Annotated in this window: 15 protein-coding genes and 1 pseudogene; 12 read left to right on the top strand and 4 right to left on the bottom strand. The window is 72.8% G+C overall.

The window, feature by feature from the left end:
• Nucleotides 1–247 precede the first annotated feature (247 nt).
• Nucleotides 248–568 carry a DMT family transporter gene (locus IEY56_RS11900; RefSeq protein ID WP_229711820.1) on the top strand — a complete coding sequence of 107 codons (321 nt, stop codon included), beginning with the start codon at nt 248–250 and terminating at the stop codon, nt 566–568.
• A gap of 135 nt (nt 569–703) precedes the next feature.
• On the top strand, nt 704–1,408 hold the full coding sequence (locus tag IEY56_RS11895) for a dienelactone hydrolase family protein (protein WP_373292074.1): 705 nt from the start codon (nt 704–706) through the stop codon (nt 1,406–1,408).
• 44 nt (nt 1,409–1,452) lie between these two features.
• Here the strand turns inward: IEY56_RS11895 and IEY56_RS11890 are convergent, their stop codons facing one another.
• The gene (locus IEY56_RS11890) at nt 1,453–2,397 is read right to left on the bottom strand and encodes a quinone oxidoreductase family protein (protein WP_189037130.1); all 945 of its coding nucleotides are present in this window, start codon (nt 2,395–2,397) and stop codon (nt 1,453–1,455) included.
• Nucleotides 2,398–2,536: 139 nt separating this feature from the next.
• The gene (locus IEY56_RS11885) at nt 2,537–3,481 is read right to left on the bottom strand and encodes a D-2-hydroxyacid dehydrogenase family protein (protein WP_189037129.1); all 945 of its coding nucleotides are present in this window, start codon (nt 3,479–3,481) and stop codon (nt 2,537–2,539) included.
• Between the two features lie 596 nt (nt 3,482–4,077).
• Here IEY56_RS11885 and IEY56_RS11880 point away from each other — a divergent pair.
• The 4 genes and pseudogenes from IEY56_RS11880 to IEY56_RS11865 all read left to right on the top strand — a co-directional run bounded on the left by IEY56_RS11880 (nt 4,078) and on the right by IEY56_RS11865 (nt 6,806).
• On the top strand, nt 4,078–4,281 hold the full coding sequence (locus IEY56_RS11880) for a hypothetical protein (protein ID WP_189037128.1): 204 nt from the start codon (nt 4,078–4,080) through the stop codon (nt 4,279–4,281).
• A gap of 359 nt (nt 4,282–4,640) precedes the next feature.
• On the top strand, nt 4,641–5,015 hold the full coding sequence (locus IEY56_RS29065; RefSeq protein ID WP_373292069.1) for an ATP-binding protein: 375 nt from the start codon (nt 4,641–4,643) through the stop codon (nt 5,013–5,015).
• Between the two features lie 37 nt (nt 5,016–5,052).
• A pseudogene (locus IEY56_RS11870) lies at nt 5,053–5,675 on the top strand (response regulator); the annotation flags it as partial.
• 324 nt (nt 5,676–5,999) lie between these two features.
• Nucleotides 6,000–6,806, top strand: coding sequence for a class I SAM-dependent methyltransferase (locus tag IEY56_RS11865; protein ID WP_189037126.1), 807 nt, complete (start codon nt 6,000–6,002; stop codon nt 6,804–6,806).
• Nucleotides 6,807–6,919: 113 nt separating this feature from the next.
• On the opposite strand, the gene IEY56_RS11860 is transcribed toward IEY56_RS11865, so the two are convergent.
• The gene (locus tag IEY56_RS11860) at nt 6,920–8,128 is read right to left on the bottom strand and encodes a M20 family metallopeptidase (protein ID WP_229711818.1); all 1,209 of its coding nucleotides are present in this window, start codon (nt 8,126–8,128) and stop codon (nt 6,920–6,922) included.
• A 125-nt stretch (nt 8,129–8,253) separates the two neighbouring features.
• On the opposite strand from IEY56_RS11860, the gene IEY56_RS11855 reads away from it, so the two are divergent.
• The 4 genes from IEY56_RS11855 to IEY56_RS11840 all read left to right on the top strand — a co-directional run bounded on the left by IEY56_RS11855 (nt 8,254) and on the right by IEY56_RS11840 (nt 13,811).
• Nucleotides 8,254–10,101 (top strand): PucR family transcriptional regulator, encoded by a 1,848-nt coding sequence (locus tag IEY56_RS11855; RefSeq protein ID WP_189037125.1) that lies wholly within the window; start codon nt 8,254–8,256, stop codon nt 10,099–10,101.
• Nucleotides 10,102–10,216: 115 nt separating this feature from the next.
• A complete protein-coding gene (locus tag IEY56_RS11850; RefSeq protein WP_229711817.1) occupies nt 10,217–11,578 on the top strand; it encodes an MFS transporter in 1,362 nt (453 codons plus the stop codon).
• Entirely contained in the window at nt 11,575–13,035 is a 1,461-nt protein-coding gene (locus tag IEY56_RS11845; RefSeq protein ID WP_189037123.1) for an amidohydrolase, read from the top strand. The genes IEY56_RS11850 and IEY56_RS11845 overlap by 4 nt, the downstream gene beginning before the upstream one ends.
• 2 nt (nt 13,036–13,037) lie before the next feature.
• Nucleotides 13,038–13,811, top strand: coding sequence for an SDR family NAD(P)-dependent oxidoreductase (locus IEY56_RS11840; RefSeq protein ID WP_189037122.1), 774 nt, complete (start codon nt 13,038–13,040; stop codon nt 13,809–13,811).
• Between the two features lie 66 nt (nt 13,812–13,877).
• Here the strand turns inward: IEY56_RS11840 and IEY56_RS11835 are convergent, their stop codons facing one another.
• Nucleotides 13,878–15,062: an MFS transporter gene (locus IEY56_RS11835; RefSeq protein WP_229711816.1), complete on the bottom strand. Its 1,185-nt coding sequence runs from the start codon at nt 15,060–15,062 to the stop codon at nt 13,878–13,880.
• Nucleotides 15,063–15,264: 202 nt separating this feature from the next.
• Between IEY56_RS11835 and IEY56_RS11830 the strand changes: the two genes are divergently transcribed.
• Nucleotides 15,265–17,886 (top strand): glycosyltransferase, encoded by a 2,622-nt coding sequence (locus IEY56_RS11830; protein WP_189037120.1) that lies wholly within the window; start codon nt 15,265–15,267, stop codon nt 17,884–17,886.
• Complete coding sequence (locus IEY56_RS11825) at nt 17,886–19,349, top strand: radical SAM protein (protein WP_189037119.1); 1,464 nt, start codon at nt 17,886–17,888, stop codon at nt 19,347–19,349. Before IEY56_RS11830 ends, IEY56_RS11825 begins: the two co-directional genes overlap by 1 nt.
• The last annotated feature ends 46 nt before the right edge of the window (nt 19,350–19,395 follow it).

Genomic DNA, 19,395 nt, shown 5'->3' with positions numbered 1-19,395 from the left:
GCGGTACGGGGCGAAGGCGATGCCGTGCGGGCAGGAGGCCGCGCCGCCCGGCGCCGGCGGCCGGTCCCGGCTGCCGGGCTCCGGTCGGCGTACCTCCCCGGCGCGGGCAGACACGGCTGCCGGGGCGCTGCCCGCCTGGGCCGGCTGGGCGCTCCCTCCGTCCGTGTGATCGACTGAGCCGGAGAGAGCGGGAGCGGAGCGGCACCGGCGGCGGTGGGCGCCGCCGGCGGTGAGCGGAGGTGGACGCATGGGCCTGGCCTGGGCCGTCCTCATCGTCTCCGGAGTGCTGGAGACCGTGTGGGCGGGCGCCCTGCAGGCGTCCGGCAACTTCCACAGGCTGTGGCCGTCGCTGCTGTTCGTCGGCGCTCTGGCCGCCAGCATGCTCGGCCTCTCCTACGCGGTGACGCACATTCCGCTCGGCACCGCCTACGGGGTGTGGGTGGGCACCGGCGCGGTCGGCACGGCCCTGTACGGCATGGCGGTGCTCGGCGAACCGGTGACGGCGGCACGGCTGATCTGCCTGCTGCTCATCGTCGCGGGCGTGGTGGGGCTGGAACTGCTCCACTGACGCGGCGGGCGCCGACCGGAGCGGGCGCCGGGCGCAATGCGCTGAGGCAGACGGGCCCCTGGAGGTGATCTCCGGCGGTGACGGGTTACCCGCCCCGCCGAACCGCCCCCCGCCTCCGCCGAGCTGACCGAAAGGCTGCCCCTCGTGTCCGCACCCCCGCTGCGCCAGAACCTCCGCTTCACCGCCGACGGCGTCGACGTCTACGGCTACCTCGCACTGCCCCCGGCCGGCACCGGCCCCGGCGTCGTCGTCATCCAGGAGTGGTGGGGGCTGACGGACCAGATCGCCTCGGTGACCGACGATCTCGCCGCCGCGGGGTACGTCGCCCTGGCCCCCGACCTGTACGGCGGACGTACGACGCACGACAGCGACGACGCCGCCCGGCTCGCCTCGGAGGTGCCGATGGCCAGGGCGGTGGGCGAACTCTCCGGCGCTGTCGACTGGTTGCTCGCCCACGAGGCCGTGCGCGGCGACGCGGTCGGAGCCGTCGGCTTCTGCATGGGCGGCGGCTTCGTCCTGGCGCTGGCCGCGGCCGCCGGGGAGCGGATCGCCGCGGCCGTCCCGTACTACGGCGTGACGGGCGACGACGAGGCCGACTTCTCCGGGATGCGCGCCGAAATCATGGGCCACTACGGCGAGTTCGACGAGAACGCCTCACCGGCCCGCGCCGAGGAGATCGCCGCGCGCATCCGGGCGGAGTCGGGGGCGCTGATGACGGTCCACCGCTATCCGGCCGGGCACGCCTTCGCGAACGAGGAGGACCATCTGGGCACCTACGACCCGGACTCGGCGCGGCTCGCGTGGGAGCGGACCCTGGAGTTCCTCAAGGCCCGGCTGTAGGACGCCGGGCCCCGCCCGTCCCGGCAGCGGTAAGGCTCTTCCGCTCAGGGCAGCAGGACGACCTTGCCGCCGGGGTGGCCCTCCGCGAGGAAGCGGTGGGCCTCCGCCGCCTCGCTCAGCGGGTAGGTGCGGGCGACGACGACGTCGACCATGCCGCCGCGCGCCAGGGGCACCAGGTCGCGCCAGGCGTCGCTCCGGATCTTGGTTCCGGGGTCCGCGCCGGGGCCGTTGCCGATGAGCTTGATCCCCGTGTCGGCACGGTCGAAGGCGATGACGGACACGATCCGGGAGGGATCCGGGACCAGGGCGAGGGAGACGTCCACCGCCTCCGCCGTCCCGGCGGTGTCGACCGCCGCGTGCACGCCCTCCGGCGCGGCGGCACGCACCCGCTCCTCCAGCCCAGCGCCGTAGACCACGGGCGTGGCGCCGTAGCGCCGGACGAGCTCCTGGCGCTCCTCGCCGGCCGTCCCGACCACTTTCGCCCCGACCGCGACGGCGAGCTGCACGGCCATGAGCCCCACGCCTCCTGACGCCCCGTGCACGAGGATCGTGTCGCCCTGCGACACCCCCACGACGGCGAGGGCGTGGACGGCGGTGGCTCCCGTCAGCAGCAGTCCCGCCGCCTTCTCCCAGCTCAGCTCGGGGGGCTTGGGCACGACCTGGGAGGCGGGGACGGTCACGTCGGTGGCGTACGCGCCGGAGATCTGGAAGGCGATCACCTCGTCACCGACGGACAGCCGCCCGCCCGGCCCCTCGGCGTCCTCCCCGACGGCGGTCACGACCCCGGCGAGCTCCTGCCCCACCGGCATCGGCAGCGACGAGGGGTCCGACCCGAAGGCTCCGCCGTACAGCTTGTAGTCCACCGGGTTGACGCCCGCGGCCTTCACCTGGACGGTCACCTCACCCCGGCCCGGAGGCGGCACCTCCACGTCGACGAGGGAGAGCACCTCCGGTCCGCCGTAGGAATCGGCCACCACTCGCTTCGCCATACCGCGACCTCCCGGGCCTCACCTGGCACTACCAGGCACTGTCTCACCGGGCGGCGCCGCCCGCCCGTCGGGAAGGCCCGATGGGCGGGCGGGCGCCTGCGGCCGGGGGCGAGCCCGTCGAGGGGGCGGCCGGGGCGGCTCAGGGCGTCAGCGTGCGCAGCGGCGTGCCCGCGAGCCAGGCGGCCACGTCCTCGGCGGCCTGCCCGTAGAAGACGCGGTACGTCTCCTCGGTGACGTAGCCGAGGTGCGGGGTCAGGACGGTACGGGGCGCGGTGCGCAGCAGGTCGTCGGCGGGCAGCGGCTCCATGTCGTACACGTCGAGCCCCGCGCCCGCGATACGGCCCTCGTACAGGGCGTCGATGAGGGCGCCGGTGTCGATGAGCGGGCCGCGCGAGGTGTTGACGAGGTACGCGGTCGGCTTCATCCAGGACAGCTCCTCGCGTCCGACGATTCCGGCGCTGCGCTCGCTGAGCTTGTAGTGGAGGCTGATCACGTCGGACTCGGAGAAGAGGGTCCGCTTGCCGACGGGTTCCGCGCCGTGCTCGCGGGCGGTGGCCGGATCGAGGTTGGCGCTCCAGGCGAGTACGCGCATGCCGAACGCCTGGGCGACGGCGGCGACGCGCGTACCGAGCCTCCCGAAGCCGACGAGGCCGAGGGTGCGTCCGGCCAGGTCCCCGCCGATGGTGTTCTGCCACTGCCCTTCGCGCATCCCGGTGGATTCGGCGGGGATGTGCCGCACGAGGGAGAGGATGAGCCCCCAGGTGAGTTCGGGCGTCGCGGTGGCGGGGCTCTGGGTGCCGCAGACCGTCACGCCGTGCTCGCGGGCCGCGTCCAGATCGATGGAGGCGTTCGCCATGCCCGTCGTCACCAGCAGGCGCAGGTCGGGGAGGCGCGCGAGGCGTTCGGCGGTGAACGGGGTCCTCTCGCGCATCGCGACGACGGCCCCATAACCGCGGAGCGCTTCGACGAGAGCGTCGGTGTCCGCCAAGTGCTCGTGGAAGAAGGTGACTTCGGCGTCCAGGCTCTGCCAGTCGGCGAAGTGGTGGGCTGCCCGCTGGTAGTCGTCCAGGACGGCGACGCGCACGGTGGTTCCTTTCAGCCGGTTGGGGCGGGCGCTGGGCTCCGCGGCGGACTTCCAGCCTGCGTCCGGGACGGCCCTCGTGTGTAGTACCTGAGGGGGAGATCACGTGATGGCACCTGGGGCGGATGCCGGGCCCGCCGGTCTCCGTATCGTCGCCGCATGATTCCGGACCGACCACAGCGAGCGCCTGACCGCGCTCCCGCCGCCCTCTGGACGGGCGGTGGCCGCGGCGGTACCCGTACCGGCGGGCCGGGTGCCGCAGCCCGGGACCGCTGCCGCGCTGTTCCGCCGGTGGCTGTCGGGCGTCCTGCGCGGCCTCTTCCGCGACCTGGTCCGTGACGCCTCCGTCCCCCGCCCGCTGCCTCCGGCACGACGGCTCCCGCCCGCCGCGCGGGGCGTCGCACGCCGCTGTCGTGGCGCTGACGGCGCTCGTCTCCTCGCTGCAGGAGGTCCGGCGTCCCCGACGCTGCCGCTGCCGCGGGCAGTGTCCTGGTGCCGCTCGCGCTGCTGGCGGCACTCTGCCTGCCGGTGCTGCCGGTGCTGTCGGGCTGGCTGCTGCTGGCCCGCTGCTGGGACTCGGCCTCGCCCGTCCCGGCGGTGTGACCGCGCCGTTCACCTTCGCCGAACTCACCGAAGGCGCCTTCCAGTACGGGAGCGAGGTGAGGCCGTGGGCGTGGGCGGGGATCCTCGCGTTCGCGGCGCTCCAGGTCGTGCTGGGGCTGCGGCTCGGCCTCCGCGCCGCGCTCGGATTGTGGGCGCTCGTGCTGATGCCGGCGGCGGACTCTTCGGCCCGTACGTGCTAGGGACGTCGTGCTGGCCCTGCTCTGCGGCGGCATGCCGCTGGTGTGCGCCGTCGCCACGGGGCGGCGGCAGGCACGCGAGGAGGCGGCCGCGCACGCGGCGGCGACCGAGGCGGAACGCTCCGGGCGCATCCTGCTGAAGGAACGGGCGGTCGTCGCACGGGAGTTGCACGACGTCGTCGTACACCACATGTCCATCGCCGCCGTCAGGGAGAACGCGGTCGCCGCGCTCGCGGAGCTGCGGCGGGTCCTCGGAGCGGTACGGGCCGAGCCGGCCGCCGGCGGGGACGGCGTGACCGCCGGTGCCGCGGAGGCTCCGCAGCCCGGGCCCGCCGACCTGGTGACGCTGCTGGAGCGGGTGCGTGCGACCGGGGTGCCCGTCGAGGAGACGGTGCGGGGCGCTGTGCGCGAACTGCCGCGCGGAGTGGAGCTCGTCGGCGTACCGCACCGTCCAGGAGGAGCTGAGCAACGCCCTGCGGCACGCTCCCGGGTCACCCGTCCGAGTGGAACTCGACCATGCGCGGGAGGGGTTGGGCGTCACCGTCGTGAACGGCCCCGCCACGGAACCCGCCACGGAGCGGACTCCGCGGGAGACGGGTGAGGGACACGCACTCACGGGCATGCGGGAGCGCGTCGCGATGCTGGGCGGGCGGCTGGCCTTACGACCCGCCGGCGAGGGCGGCTTCGAGGTCGCGGCCTTCCTGCCGGCCTGCGGAACGGAGGAACCCGGTGGCTGACGCGGGCAGCATCCGCGTGCTGACAGCCGACGACCAGATGACGGTGCGCGAGGGCCTGTCCGTTCTGCTGGGCAGCCGCCCCGGCTTCGAGGTCGCGGGTGAGGCGGCCGACAGGCGGGAGGCCGTCGAGGCGGTCCTCGCGCTCCGCCCGGACGTCGCCCTGCCCGACGTGCGGATGCCCGTCATGAGCGGTCTGGAGGCCACACGCGAGATCGTGCGCGTGCCCCCGCCACCAAGGTGCTGATCCTGACGACGTACCACCTCGACGAGTACGTCTACAAGGCGCTGAAGGCGGGAGCGGGGGGTTACCTGCTCAAGGACGCCCCCGTGGCGCGGCTCGCCGAGGGCGTCAGGGCCGTCGCCGCCGGCGGTGCGCTGCCGGCGCCTCCCGTCATCCGCCGTCTCATCACCGAGTTCAGCCGGCTCACCAGCGAGGACGCCGCCCTGCGCGCACCGCTCGAGGAGCGGGTCGCCGGGCTCACGGAGAGGGAGACGCACGTGCAGGCCCTGGTGGCGCAGGGCCTGTCGAACGGTGAGATCGCCGGCCACCTCGACCTGGCCGAGTCGACGGTGAAGACCCACGTCGGCCGCGTCCTGATGAAGCTGTCGCTGCGGGACCGCACGCAGGCCGTGGTCTTCGCCTACGAGAGCGGAGTCGTCGCGGCACGGGCCTCCGCGGGCGGCACCGCGGATGCCGTGGCCGGGCGCCGCGGACGCCCGCGCCGCGGCCTGAACCGGCCCCGCCGCGCGGCGCCCCGGGAGCCCCTTCCGCCGCGGGGGGCGCGGCGTCCCGCGCGGCACGAACGCGCATGAATCGCAGAAAAGGCCCCTTGTCGCGCGTCCGTGCCCGGCCGTGCGCTGCTCTACGCTCGGCCGCGGATGCCAGACATGACGGGTCATTCGGTTTGTCCCGTCCCAACTCACCCCGAACGGCCCGCATCGGGCACCGGCGGGGAGACCGCAGCACCGAAGGAGTACGTCCTGATGCCCAAGAAGACCCCGCGCTCTCTCGCGGCGAACCGCGCACGGCTGTCGCACAAGGCCGCCTACGCACTGCGGAACCCGGCGCGGGTCGTCCCCTACATCCGCCGTGCGCTGCGCGACCGCTGGCTGAGGTTCAAGTACCCGGACCACGTCGACTACTACCGGGCGGTGATGGCGTCCGACACGGCCGCGAACCCGGAGGCGGCCGTCGGCAGCCGCAGCCACGACCGGTGGCTGGCCCTGGGGCAGATGCAGTTCGACTTCCTCGTCGAGCACGGACTGCAGAAGGAGCACCGCATGCTGGACATCGGCTGCGGCAACCTCCGCGCGGGCTGGCGGTTCATCCAGTACCTGGACGCGGGCAACTACTACGGCATCGACATCTCGCCCGACATCCTCATCGCCGCGAAGAAGACCCTGGCCCGGTACGAACTGCAGGACAAGCTGCCGCACCTGACCCTCACCCACGACCTGACCTTCGACTTCCTCCCGGACGGCCACTTCGACGTCGTGCACGCCCACAGCGTCTTCTCGCACTCCCCGATCGAGGTCATCGACGAGTGCTTCGCGAACGTCGCGCGCATCCTGACGCCCCGCGGCTTCTTCGACTTCACCTTCGACCGCACGGAGGGCGCCGAACACCAGGTGCTGCGCGAGGACTTCTATTACAGGACGGAGACGCTGACGGCCCTCGCGGAGAAGCACGGGCTGACCGCGCGCTTCATGGACGACTGGGAGAAGCTGCCGCACGGGCAGTCCAAGATCCGCGTCACGCGCGCCGAAGCGCCTGCTCCCGTGGCCGACTGACGTCCGGGGCGGGGCGCGCCCCGCGTGCCCGCGGCTCCTACGTCCGCCGCTCGCTGCTTTCGCCACCCGGGTCCCGCCTTGGTACGCCCGGGCGGGGGTCCGAGGCCGGCCGGTCACACGCCGGGGTGCGGGGCCTCCGCGTCGAGCAGCGCGGTCATCATGCCCACCAGCGCGGCGCGTTCGGGGAGGCGGGTGACGTCGGCCCACTCGTGTTCGGCGTGCGCACCGCCGCCGACGGCGCCCAGCCCGTCCAGGGTCGGGGTCCCGGTGGCCGCGCACAGGTTCCCGTCGGACACTCCGCCCACGCGCGCCGAGCCCGGCCACGGCAGGCCGAGCCGCGCACAGGCGGTCCGGGCGAGCCGGAGAGGCTCGCGCGCGTGGGCCTGCTCCAGCGGCGGCCTGTTGATCCCGCCGCCGATCTCGAACGGAAGCCGGGCCGTGTCCGCGACGAGCCGGCGCAGTGCGGCGTCGAGCTGCTCCTGCGCCGCCGAGTCCGGCGACCGTACGTCGACCATCACCCGGGCGTGCTCGGGCACGGTGTTCTGGGTGGTCCCGGCGGAAGCCGTCGTCGGGGTCACGGTGGTCTCCCCGTCGGCGGAACCCAGCCGTTCCAGATCGACGACGACTCTGGCCAGGTCGACCAGCGCGTTGCGGCCTTCGAGCGGGTCGAGTCCCGCGTGTGCCGCCCTTCCCCGCACGGAGATGTCGTAGAAGGACCAGCCCTTGCGGGCGTGCTTGAGCGCGCCGTCTCCGGCCGCGCCCTCCAGCACCAGTGCGGTGCGCGACGCACGCGCCCACTCCGTGACGACTGGGCCGCCGAGCGGTGAGCCGACCTCCTCGTCGGAGGTGACGAGGAAGGCGACGGCCGGGTCGGCACCCGTCGTCGCGCGCAGCCGGGCCAGCGCGTGGAGGCCCTGCACGAGGCCCGCCTTCATGTCGAAGACGCCGGGGCCCAGTGCGCGGGAGTCCTGGACCGTGAACGGACGGCGGCGCAGGGTGCCGAGCGGCCAGACCGTGTCGAAGTGGCCGACGAGCAGTACGGGACGGCGGTCCGCCGGACCCAGCCGCCAGAGCAGGCCGCCGGGTGTGGCCGGTCCGTCCCCCGTGTCCGGTCCGCCGGAGTCCGGCAGGACCGTCGGCCGCCGGCCGAGCAGCCTGGTGCCCATCTCCTCCAGGACGTCCCGGCACGACCGCAGAGCAGCCGGGTCGGAAGAGGGCGACTCGGCGCTGACCAGCGACTCCAGGTCGTCGAGCATCTCGGGGCCGCGCGACGTCAGCTCTTCGAGGTAGACCTTCGGGTCGGGCACGGTGGGGTCTGGCACAGCGAGGCTCCTCTGCCGCGGTCGCCGGGGCGGTACGTGGGCGTCCGGGGGACGCTCCCTCAGCATCGCCGCCGGTCGGCATGCGAAAGTCTGTGCCGGAGACCAAGCTTTGGAGCTGATCCCTCATGGCGGAGCACAAGGCCGCTGAAGCCGTGAGCGGCGAGCCGGTGACGCTTGCGGCCGTCGTCGAATCCCTCGGTCCGGAGGGCCTGGACGTGTGGGCCGCACCCGACGGGCTCGAGGTCCCCGTTTCGGGCGTCGGGGTGCGCGAGGCGGACGGGGGCCCCGTCGCGCAGACCGCGGACCTCCTGCTCGCCATCGGCTCCGGCGGCGCCGGGCCCGACGAGGCCGCCGCCCTCGAGACGCTGCTGGCCTCCGCCGCAACGGCGGGCGCGAAAGCCGTCGTGGTCAGGAACCGCTGCGGCGCCCCGCCCTCCGCCGCCGCTCTCGCGGAGTCGTACGGCGTCGCGCTGCTGGGCCTGTCGGCCGAGCTGGACTGGGCCGAGGCCGTCGGCAGGCTGAGGGCGCTGCTCGCACTCGCGGCGGCCACGCGGCACGGGCGGGCCGGCGGCGGCCACGGCCGGACCGGCGTACTCGCTCGCCAGCAGGACCTGTCGGGCCTGGCGAACACCCTCGCCGACCTCGTGCACGGCTCCGTCATGATCTTCACGCCGGGTCAGGAGCTGCTGGCGGCCTCACGGCTCACCGAGGGCGACGACGACATGCGCAGGGCGGCGGTGCTGCAGCAGCACGGCCCGCCCGGCTACCGGAGCAAGCTGACGGAGCTCGGCGTCTACCGCAGGCTGTGGTCGGACGACGGTGTCGTCGATGTCGCGGCCGTACCCGAACTGGGCGCCGGGCGCAGGCTCGCCGTCGCCGTACGGGCGGGCAGCGAGAACCTCGGTTCGATCTGGGTGGCCGAGGGCAGCGGCCCGCTGCTCGCGGACAACGCCGCCGAGCTGCTGGCCGAGGCGGCGCCCGTGGCCGCCGCCCGGCTGCTCGGACTCGACCAGGAAGAGCTGGCCAGGCACCGGCTGAGCGAGGAGCTGATCGGGCGGCTCCTTCTCGGCGAGGTGGATCCCCGTCTCGCGGGGGCGCACCTGGGTGTTCCGCCTGACGTTCCCGCTTCGGTCCTCGTGGTGGAGCTGGTGCAGGGGGACGGCGCCGGCGGCGGAAGGGAAGGGCGGACGTCCGCCCTTCCCGCCGTGGCGCACCGCGTACGGGAGGAGTCGCTGCGCCAGCTGGCCGGATACCGCCGGCGGGCGCTGGCGACGACGGGACCCGGCCGGGTGCTGATCGTCCTCCTCGGCGCCTCGGAGCCGGAGGCGGTCCGGCGCGCCGCGGCAGGACTCACCACCGCGGTGGCCGAGGCGGTCGGCGTTCCGCTGCGCGTCGGCATCGGCCCGAGCGTTCCCCACCTCGGTGAACTTGCGGCCTCCCGCATGGAGGCCGAGCTCGTCGTGCGGGCGTTGAGGCGCCGGGGCAGGGCCGGGGAGAGGTGGGCGGAGTACGGCGACGTCAGAGGCACCGCGAACCTGATCGTGCTGAGCGAGACGGTCGCCGCCGACTCGCGGCTGCAGGCAGGACCGGTGGCGCGGCTCCGCGCACATGACCGCCGGCGCGGCACGGACTACACCGCCACCCTCGCCGCCTACCTCGACGCGTTCGGGGACACGGGCAGCGCGTCCCGTGCGCTGAACGTCCACCCGAACACGTTGCGGTACCGGCTGGGGCGGGTGCGGGAGCTGACGGGCCTGGACCTGGGCGACCCCCACGAGCGCCTGAGCGCGGGCGTCCAGCTCTTCTCGCTGGACCCGGGCCGCGACGGGAGCCGGGCCGGCAGCCGCGCGCCGGGCCTGGACGAGAGCCGTGACCCGGGCCCGGACGAGAACCGGGGCCCGGGGAGCCGGGGGGCTTCGGGCGGTGCGGCGCACGGCGTCTCCGGCGACGAACTTGGAGCACCGCATGAGTGATCGGCGATAACCTCGTCGCCCTCCACAAGCAAACGGCGACGCCGGCTTTGCAGACTGCTCTGCAAGCGCCCGGACTCCCGCCGGGTGGCTCCCGGTGTGCTGGTGGAGGTGAACGATGGAGACGGAGAAGGCAGTCCGGAGCCCGGCGGCCGCGCGAGTGGCAAAAGTGAGCGTGGGCGTGCTGTTCCTTGCCTGGCTGGTCGACTACATCGACCGGTTGGTCATCACCCTCGCCCTACCGGAGATCGGCCAGGAGTTCTCGCTCGGCGAGACCGAGCAGGGGCTGGTCCTCACCGCGTTCTTCATCACGTACTCGCTGTTCCAGATACCCGGCGGGATCATGGCGGACAGCTGGGGCGCGAAACGCACCATGCTGGTGGCCGCCACGGGCTGGAGCGTCTTCACGGCCGCCTGCGGGCTGGCTCGCGGCCTCGGGTCGATGCTGGCCCTGCGTGCGGCGTTCGGCGCCCTCCAGGGCATCTTTCCCGCGGCCAGCATCAAGGCGGTCAGCGAACGCACGACCCGCAGGCAGCGGCTGACCGCCAACGGGGTCATGTCCGCCTCGAATCCCCTCGGTGCGGCGATCGCGCCGATGGTCGCCGCTCCGCTGGTGGCCGCCTTCGGCTGGCGCGGTGCCTTCTTCGCCGTGGCCCTGCTGGGCCTGGCCATGGTGCTGGTGCTGTGGAAGGGGCTTCCGCCGGCCCTCACCCGGTCCGCCACGGAGGTGGCGGACAGCGGTACGGACGCTCCCGCAGGGGCCCCGGCAGCCGGGACCGAGGGGAAAGAGGAGACCGCCGGCGAGGCGACCGCTCCCGCCCAGGTGCCGGTACGCGACGCACTGTGCCTGCTGCGCTCGTCGGTGATGTGGCGCTTCACGCTGATGTTCTGCGGGTTCAACATCATCGGCTGGGGCCTGGTGTCCTGGGTGCCGACGTTCCTCCGCGAGAGCAAGGGCGTCACGCTGACCGGCGCGGGCGTGCTCGCGGGCATCCCGTGGGTCGGCGCGGCCGTCAGCATGGTTCTCGGCGGGTACGTCTTCGACCGCTGGCTGCGCGGGAACCACCGCAGGGTCGTGATCCCCGTCATGCTGGTGACGGCCGTGCTCCTGGTGTTCATGGTGCGGGCCGAGACCGCCGGGGAGTTCATCCTCTTCGAGACGTGCGGAACTCTGGTGATGTACCTCGCCTACATGCAGATCTTCGGGCTGCCGCTGCGCATGCTGCCCGCCGAATACGCGGGCGTCGGCGGCGGAATGGTCAACTTCGGAGGTCAGCTGGCCGGTGCCATCTCGCCATTCGTGATGGGTTTCCTCGCTGAGCGCTACTCCTTCGAAGCCGCCTTCTCGTTCCTGGTGTTCGGCGCCGGGCTGGCCGTACTCGGTGCGCTGATCACTCCGCAGACCGCGTCGGCGTTCCGCGCGGGACTCGGACGCCACCTGCGCACACCTGCCGACTCGCCTGCCACGGAGCTGAGTTGAAGTCCGGCGGGCAGGGCGCCGGCGATGCCGCGGAGCCGGCCGGTGGAGTCGGAGAGCTGAAGCGAGCGGCACGGGAGGCCATCGAGCGTCGCCGCGACCGTCTGCTGCAGGTCAGCGTGTATCTGCAGCGTCACCCGGAGACGGGTTTCCGTGAGGAGCACGGCGCTGCGCTCGTGGCCGACTGGTTCGACGGCATGGGGCTGCCCTTCGAGACGGGGCTGGCCCGCACCGGCGTCAAGGCGCGTATGAAGGGCCGCGGCAGCGGCCCCACCGCGGCGGTCCTCGGCGAACTGGACGCGCTGCTGCTCCCCGGTCACCCGCTCGCCGACCCGGGGACGGGCGCGGCGCACGCGTGCGGCCACCACGCTCAGATCGCCTCCATGCTGGGGGCGGCTGTCGGGCTCGCCTGCGTACGGGAGCACCTGGACGGCGACGTGGTCTTCTTCGCCGTACCGGCCGAGGAGAGCACGGAGCTGGAGTGGAGGAGGGAGCTCGTACGCTCCGGCGAACTGCGGCATCTCGTCGGCAAGGCCGACCTCATCGCACGAGGCGCGTTCGACGACGTCGACATGGCCATGCTCTGCCACACCTCCGGCGAGAACGCCCCGCGGCTTTCGGTGGGCGACAGCCACAACGGCTCGGTGGTGAAGCGGGTCTCGTTCGAGGGGCGGGCCAGCCATGCCGGTGCGTCCCCGTGGCGGGGCGTCAACGCCCTCAAGTCCGCGACGCTCACGCTCGCCGCGATCGACGCGCAGCGCGACACCTTCCGTGACGAGGACGCGGTCAGGGTCAACGCCGTCATGCCGTACGGCGGTTCGGCTCCCACTGCGGTCCCCGACCGTGCCGAGCTCGACATCGTGATTCGTGCCCGTACGGTCGACGCGTTGCGCCACGCGTGCGACTCGGTCGACCGCGCGGTGAGCTCCGGAGCTCTCGCACTGGGGACCGCGGCCAGGACCGAGACGACGCTCAACTACCTGCCCCACCACCAGGATCCGGTGCTCGTCGAGCTGTGCCGTGCGAACGCCGAGACGATGTTCGGGCGGGAGGCGGTCGCCCAGGGGTGGCACCGCGGTGCCTCCACCGACATGGGCGACCTGGGTGAAGTGATGCCCGTACTGCACCCGTTCACCTCGGGAGCGGTAGGCGACGCGCACAGCCGCGACTACCGGGTGACGGACCACGTCGCCGCGGCTGTCGAACCGGCGGTGCTGCTCGCCTGGTGCGTGATCGACCTGCTCGCAAGCGGAGCCGGAGAGGCGCGCCGTGTCCTGGCGTCGCGCGGGCCGCGCCGCCCCGCCGCTGAAGTCCGTTCGGCGTACGAGGAGTTGCGCGCCGGCTTCGACGCGGACAGTGCCTTCGACGGTGCCGACTACGGCGGGGCGAGCCCGCCGTGCTCGCGCGCCTCCGCAGACGGGAACGGCATTGCGGGCAGCGGCCCGGAAGGAGTGGAGTGACGATGACGGCATCACCGGAAGGGCCCCGGGCCCTGATCACCGGAGCGGCAGGCGGCATCGGCGCGGCCGTCGCCCGCAGGCTGCGCCGCGACGGTGCACGTGTCGTACTGGCCGACTTCCGCCGGGAGCGGCTGGAGGCCGTGGCGGCCGAGTCGGGCACCTCCGCGGAAGTCGTCCCCCTGACCGTGGACCTGACGGACAGGGAGGCGCTGCCCGCCTTCGTCGACGAGGCCTGGGAGGTGTGGGACGGGCTGGACGTCCTCGTCAACGCGGCCGGGCTGTACCCGAGCGCGCCGCTCCTGGAGATGACGGACGCCGCCTGGGACCGGGTCCTCGACGTGAACCTCTCCGGCGTCTTCTCGCTCTCCCGCGCGTTCGCGCGCAGGCTCGTCGGACAGGGGCGCGGCGGGCACATCGTCAACATCAGCTCCGGGGCCTCGACGAGAGCGCGGCGCGGCGCGGCGCACTACTGCGTGTCGAAAGCGGGCCTGGACATGCTGACGAAGGCCTTCGCGCTGGAGATGGCCGAGCACGAGATCAGCGTCAACGCCGTCTCGCCCGGCTTCATCGAGGTCGGCAGCGAGGTGAATCCGCTCGGAGCCGACTACGTGCGCTCGATCCGCGGCGGGCAGCCCTGGCCGCGCGCCGGCACCCCCGACGACGTCGCGGGGGCCGTGGCCTTCCTCTGCGGGCCCGATGCGGGCTGGGTCACGGGTGCGTCCCTCAGCGTGGACGGCGGCGCCGGAGTGGGCAACGCCGCGCTGCCGCTGAGCTGAGCGGCGTCCGGCGCCTTCCCGCGGCCCGCGAGGAGTGTGGTCGCTGCGTGCGAAGTGCCGCCCGTATCAGACGAGTTCGCGGGAAGCGGTGCCCTTCGGTGACGCCCCGCGCTCCCGTGCCGCGAGGGCGGCCGGGGTGATCAGCGCGGCCAGCAGCCCGACGACGCCGATCGAGACGGTGAGGCTCGTCAGCGCGGCGACACCGCCGATCATCGGCGGCCCGCCCAGGAAACCCGCGTAGGCGACGGTCGTCACGAAGCCGAGTTCGCGTTCGCCGCCGCCGCCGTCGGAGCGGCGGCCCGCGTCGCCCGCGAGGGCCATGGCCACCGGGAAGCAGAACGCCAGACCGACCCCCGCCACGGCGAAACCCGCGTACGCCACGGCCCCGAGCGGGACCGCCGCGGTCAGGACCAGCCCGGCGGCGGCGACGAGCCCGCTGGCCGCCAGCACCCGGTGCGGTCCGAACCGGGCCTCGACGCGCTCCCCGAACAGCCTGGTCAGCGCCATCGTCACGGAGAAGACCGAATAGGCGGTCGCCGCGACCGACTCGGTGACGGCACGCTCCTCCACGAGGAAGAGCGCGGACCACTCGGCGCAGGTCCCCTCGGCGACGGCCGCGCACAGGGCCACGGCCGCCAGCAGCCACAGCCGCTTGCGGAAGACGACGGCCCGGTACGAACCCTCGCCCTTCTCCTGCGGGCCGGGCCGCTCCCCGGGCACCGAGCGCACGGTGACGAGCAGCGCCAGCAGTCCGGCCGCCGCGACGAAGCAGAAGTGCCGCGCCGGCGTGAGGGAGAGCGCCGCGGCCAGTCCGGCACCCAGCGAGCCGAGGAGCCCGCCGAAGCTGAATCCGGCGTGGAAGAAGGGCATCAGTGGACGGTCCAGGTCCCGTACGACGGCGACGGCGGCGACGTTCATCGCCACGTCGACGGTCCCCATGAGCGCGCCGAGCGCCGCGAGGCCCGCGCCGAGCAGCGGGACGGAACCGGCCAGTCCCAGCAGCGGCAGCACCAGGCACGCGCCGGCGAGCGCCACGGCGATGACGAGCCGCGCACCCCACGCGGCGCAGGCGCGGGCCGCCAGCGGAGCGGTGACGATCATGGCGATGCTCGGGCCGAGCAGCGCGAGCCCCAGCTCCGCCGGCCCGGCGCCGGTCTGGGCGGCGAGCGCCGGGACCCGGGCGGCCCAGGCGCCGTACAGGCCGCCATTGACGACGAATACCGCGGCGACAGCGGCGCGTTGGGGTACCACTCGGCTCCTCTCACGTGAACTCCCGTGCGGGGCCAGGTTATTGGCATGGAGATCACAGGGAAGTGAATTGAACCGATGCGCGGTCTTCTCAGGCTGCTCTGCCGGTGGTCTCCTCGACAGGGGCGCCGGAATGTCAACTTCCCCTTCACGGCGTCCTCTTGAGGGACGAACCGGCAGGCGACGGCAGGAGCATCTGGAGTCCATGACCGTTTTGTGGGGAGCATCTTTCGACGCCACGCCGATATCCGGCGTGGTGGTGGAGTTCGTCAAGACCGCGAGGGCGTTCCGGGAGCAGGGCTACCGGGTGCACCTCGACCTCGGCTACGACGTGAAGGCGGACAAGAACGCGTTCTTCCGGCCCTACCGCGACGAGGCGGCGCTGCTTCCCGGCTGGGTGCGGCTCGACCGCATCGAGGGGATCGGCGAAGTGCCCGGCTACGGGCCCGGATTCGTCTCCGACGTGCTGCGCGAGTACGTCCAGGAAGGCGCCGGCGAGCATCTGCTGCCGCTGGTCGAGGCCGCGGCGGAGGCGATCAGCGAGCGGATCGTCGAGACGTGGGAGCGCAGGGACGTGTCGTTCGTGATGGTCGAGAACGGCACCCTGCCCGAGAACGTCGCCTACACCAGGGCCCTCTACTCGGCGATCGAGACCTACGGGCGGCGCCACCGGCTGGGCCGGTACGTCATGTGGCGCGACCACGACCTGATGTGGCAGAGCGAGCCGGGCATCAGGAAGTACGGCGAGTTCCCGTACCCGGGCACCGTCGCACCGCGCAACTCGCCCTGGATCCACTACGTCGCGCTGCACGAGGAGGCCCGCCGGCGGACCCTCGAGTGGGTGCCGGACCTTACGAACATCGACGTGCTGCCCAACACGTTCACGCACGCGCCCGCCGGCGCCCCCCGCACAGGAGGAGACGGCGGGTTCCGCCGCGCGTACGGAGTCCCCGAGGACGCGCCGCTCATCGCCCGCTGCACGAGGATCATCCCGCAGAAGCGCATCGACCGGGACATCCACCTGCTGGCCGGCCTCGCGGACCGCACCGGCGCGTACCTGTTCGTCGCAGGGGACACCGCCGAGGCGCCGGACGAGTACGCACGGCTCCGCACGCTCGCGCAGTCGCTCGGCGTGGCGGACCGCGTGGTCTTCGGCGGCCGGCTCGCCCCGCACGAGGCGGACATCGGCGCGGCCAGCGGCGACGGCTTCTCCGTACGGGACCTGCTCTCTCAGGCCGCGGTCGCCTCGTTCCTGACGTCCTACGACTACGAGAGCTACGGCAACCCGATCGGTGAAGCCGTTGCCTCCCGCGTCCCGTACGTGACCACCCGCTACGAGCTCTACGACACCGTCTACGGGGACAAGGGATTCCGAGCCCCCGTCATGGAACTCACCGACGGCGACCTGCCCACGCCGGCCTTCGTCGACGACGTGGCCCGGCTGATCATGGACGAGAGGAAGCGCGAGGAGATGGCGGACCACAACCACCGGCTCGGGGAGCGTCACTTCGGAGCCGAACGGGCGGGCGAGCTGCTGGCCGAGCTGTTCCTGACCCCGATGGGCGAGCGGACCCGCATGAGCGTCGTGCTGCCCGTCTACAACGAGGCGGACAACCTGCCCGCCGTGCTGCGTTCCCTCTACGAACAGCGCGGCCCGGAAGGCCCGTTGGACAAGTCGCTGTACGAAGTCGTCATTGTGGACAACAACTCCACCGACGACACCGTGCGGATCGCCCGCGCCTTCGCGGAGGCCCATCCCGACCTCGCCCTCCACGTCGTCCCGGAACCCGAGCAGGGGGTGGCCTGCGCGCGGCGGACGGGCATGGACTTCGCGTCCCGGCGCAGCGCACGGCGCGGTCAGACCGATTCCGAGCAGCGCTTCTACCTCGTGTCGGCCGACGCGGACTGCCGTGTGGACGAGCGCTGGCTGTGGGAGCTGTTCACGGCCATGGAGTCGGGCAAGGCCGCCATCGGCGTGTGCGACTACTACTACGCGCCCGAGCACTTCACGCGGCGCCCGCGCCTGTGGGACGCCATCCAGAAGACGCTGCGCTGCCGCGCCGTGACGTTCTCGCTGTTCGGCGGGTTCCCCGACGGCAAGGGATTCGCCGTGGAGCGCGAGGCGTACGAGAAGGTCGGCGGCGTCGAGATCTTCTACCAGCTCCAGAACGGCCGCTTCGTCAACCACCTGTCCGACGACTGGGACTTCGGCATCCGCGTCCGCGGCTCCGGCGAGGACATCGCCTACGTTCCCGCCTCCCGCGTCGAGATCAACCCGAGGCGCGTCAACCACGCCATCGACGAGGTGATCACGGGCAGGGCGTACGGCTCGGACGGCATCATCGTCATGCGCGACATCCGCGTGCCGGAGCCGGTGGCCGACCGCGAGGGCGACCTGACCGAGGAAGAGGCCCTGCAGGCCTGGGAGTTCTCCGTCAAGGACTTCACACCGAAGAACACGATCCTGCCGGTGCTGCTGACGCCGTCGCTCCTCGACGACGACGCCGTCGTGGACTTCTTCGGCCCCTCGCTGGCCGAACGGCTCGGGCAGCGCATAGCGGAGATCAAGGACGAGATGAGGATGATCGACTTCACCCCCATCCACTCGTACAAGACCCCGTCCTACCGGCTGTACTTCGAGTTCGCCGACGAGATATTCGCCAGGCTGCGCGCCACCGTCGGCGAGGACATCGGCCACCCGCCGCCGCTGCCACCGTGCCTGCGGGACGTACCGCCGGAGAGGTTCACCGAGTTCGTCCGGTACTTCTGCGAGGACCGCGAATCCGGGGAAGCCCACAACTACTTCGGCAACGGCGGTGTCTTCTGATGGACATCGCCCGACGGCAGACCTACGAGGAGTCCCTCGCCTCCCTGCGGCAGACCGATCCCGCCCACCCCGAACCGGCGGTGCTGGGGGCGCTGACCGACCCGGCCAACCGGCACCTCGTCGAGTACGTCACCGAGGACCCGTTCGGCGCGCACGTCTTCCCCGGAAACATCCCCGGCTACGCCCCGGAGGACTTCCTGGCGGACCTGGACCGCCAGCTCGCCTCCACCGCACCCATCCACCTGTGGTCCTACATACCGACCTGCGCCTACCGCTGCCGCTTCTGCCAGTACCCGGTGGTGCTGGCGAAGGGCTCCCCGGAGGCCGTCGACAGCAAGGCGACGCAGTGGGTGGACTGGAATATCCGCGAGGCCGAGCTGTGGCTGCGCGACGTGCCCAGCCTCGCCACCGCACCCGTCGGGGAGTTCAACGTCTTCGGCGGTACGCCCTCCCTGCTGCCTCCGGACGCCATCCGCCGGCTGCTCGACTTCTACCGCGAGAACTTCGCCTTCACCGCCGACACGGCCATCCGCTTCGAGGGCGACCCCAGCACCTTCACGCCCGGGAAGCTCGAACTCCTCGCCGAACTGGGCTGCACCAAGCTCAGCAGCGGCGTGCAGTCCTTCGACGACCCCGTGCTGGAGCAGTGCGGACGGGAGCACACCGCGCAGATGTGCGTGGACTTCGTCCGCAACGCCCAGTCCCTCGGCTTCGAGTGGATCAGCGTCGACCTCATGTACGGGCTGCTCGACCAGACAGTGGACAGCGTCCGGCGGGACCTCGACATCGTCGTCGAGAACGAACTGACCGCCGTCGTCTGCACGAAGCTGCACCTCGCGGACTACAGCGACACCAGGACCGGAGTGGCGGGGGAGAAACCGGCGGCGTGGCAGCTGCCGGAGTACCGCGCCAGGCTCGTCGAGAAGGGGCACCGCTGGCCCACCCTCGGCGAGCAGTACCAGATGCGCGAGATCCTCACCGAGGGACTGCGCGACTCCGGATACAGCGAGCAGCCCACGATGTACTTCGCGCGGGACGGCCTCGGCCCGGAGAAGTGGAAGGCCATCATGGTCGACCAGGACAAGCAGGAGGCCGAGGTCGCCATCGGCCTGGGCGGCAGCTCCAGTTGCCGTGCTTCCGAGGCCATCACCGACGTGAACTGGAAGAAGTACAGCGAGGCCGTCGAGGCCGGCCGCGTCCCGCTGGGCTCCGCCACCCGCTTCTCCGAGGAGGCCCAGGAGTCCCGGGCGGTCAAGATGGCGCTCTCCACGCTCCGCCCGCTCGACGACCGGCTCCACCAGGAACGCTTCCCCGGCCGCTCCCTCTTCGACGAGCCGTGGCGGAGCAGGTTCGCCTCGCTCCAGGAACGCGGCCTGGCCGTGGTCGACGACGGCGGCAAGCGGATCAGCCTGACGGCGGACGGCGAGGTACTGGTGGAGGCGATCATCAACTCCGAGCTGTGACGGGCAGGTTGGCCACGAGGCGGCCGCATGTCCCCCTCCGGCGGGA

This window comes from Streptomyces daqingensis (assembly GCF_014645895.1).
Taxonomy (GTDB): Bacteria; Actinomycetota; Actinomycetes; order Streptomycetales; family Streptomycetaceae; genus Streptomyces; species Streptomyces daqingensis.
The sequence above is the reverse complement of the archived record's forward strand: the minus strand, read 5'-3'. Positions and strand labels throughout refer to the sequence as shown.

Excerpts from the sequence above, each read along its gene's own strand:
- IEY56_RS11900 (WP_229711820.1), top strand. The coding sequence starts at position 248 with ATGGGCCTGGCCTGGGCCGTCCTCATCGTCTCCGGAGTGCTGGAGACC.
- IEY56_RS11890 (WP_189037130.1), bottom strand. The coding sequence starts at position 2,397 with ATGGCGAAGCGAGTGGTGGCCGATTCCTACGGCGGACCGGAGGTGCTC.
- IEY56_RS11865 (WP_189037126.1), top strand. The coding sequence starts at position 6,000 with ATGCCCAAGAAGACCCCGCGCTCTCTCGCGGCGAACCGCGCACGGCTG.
- IEY56_RS11850 (WP_229711817.1), top strand. The coding sequence starts at position 10,217 with ATGGAGACGGAGAAGGCAGTCCGGAGCCCGGCGGCCGCGCGAGTGGCA.
- IEY56_RS11840 (WP_189037122.1), top strand. The coding sequence starts at position 13,038 with ATGACGGCATCACCGGAAGGGCCCCGGGCCCTGATCACCGGAGCGGCA.
- IEY56_RS11855 (WP_189037125.1), top strand. The coding sequence starts at position 8,254 with ATGGCGGAGCACAAGGCCGCTGAAGCCGTGAGCGGCGAGCCGGTGACG.
- IEY56_RS11830 (WP_189037120.1), top strand. The coding sequence starts at position 15,265 with ATGACCGTTTTGTGGGGAGCATCTTTCGACGCCACGCCGATATCCGGC.
- IEY56_RS11825 (WP_189037119.1), top strand. The coding sequence starts at position 17,886 with ATGGACATCGCCCGACGGCAGACCTACGAGGAGTCCCTCGCCTCCCTG.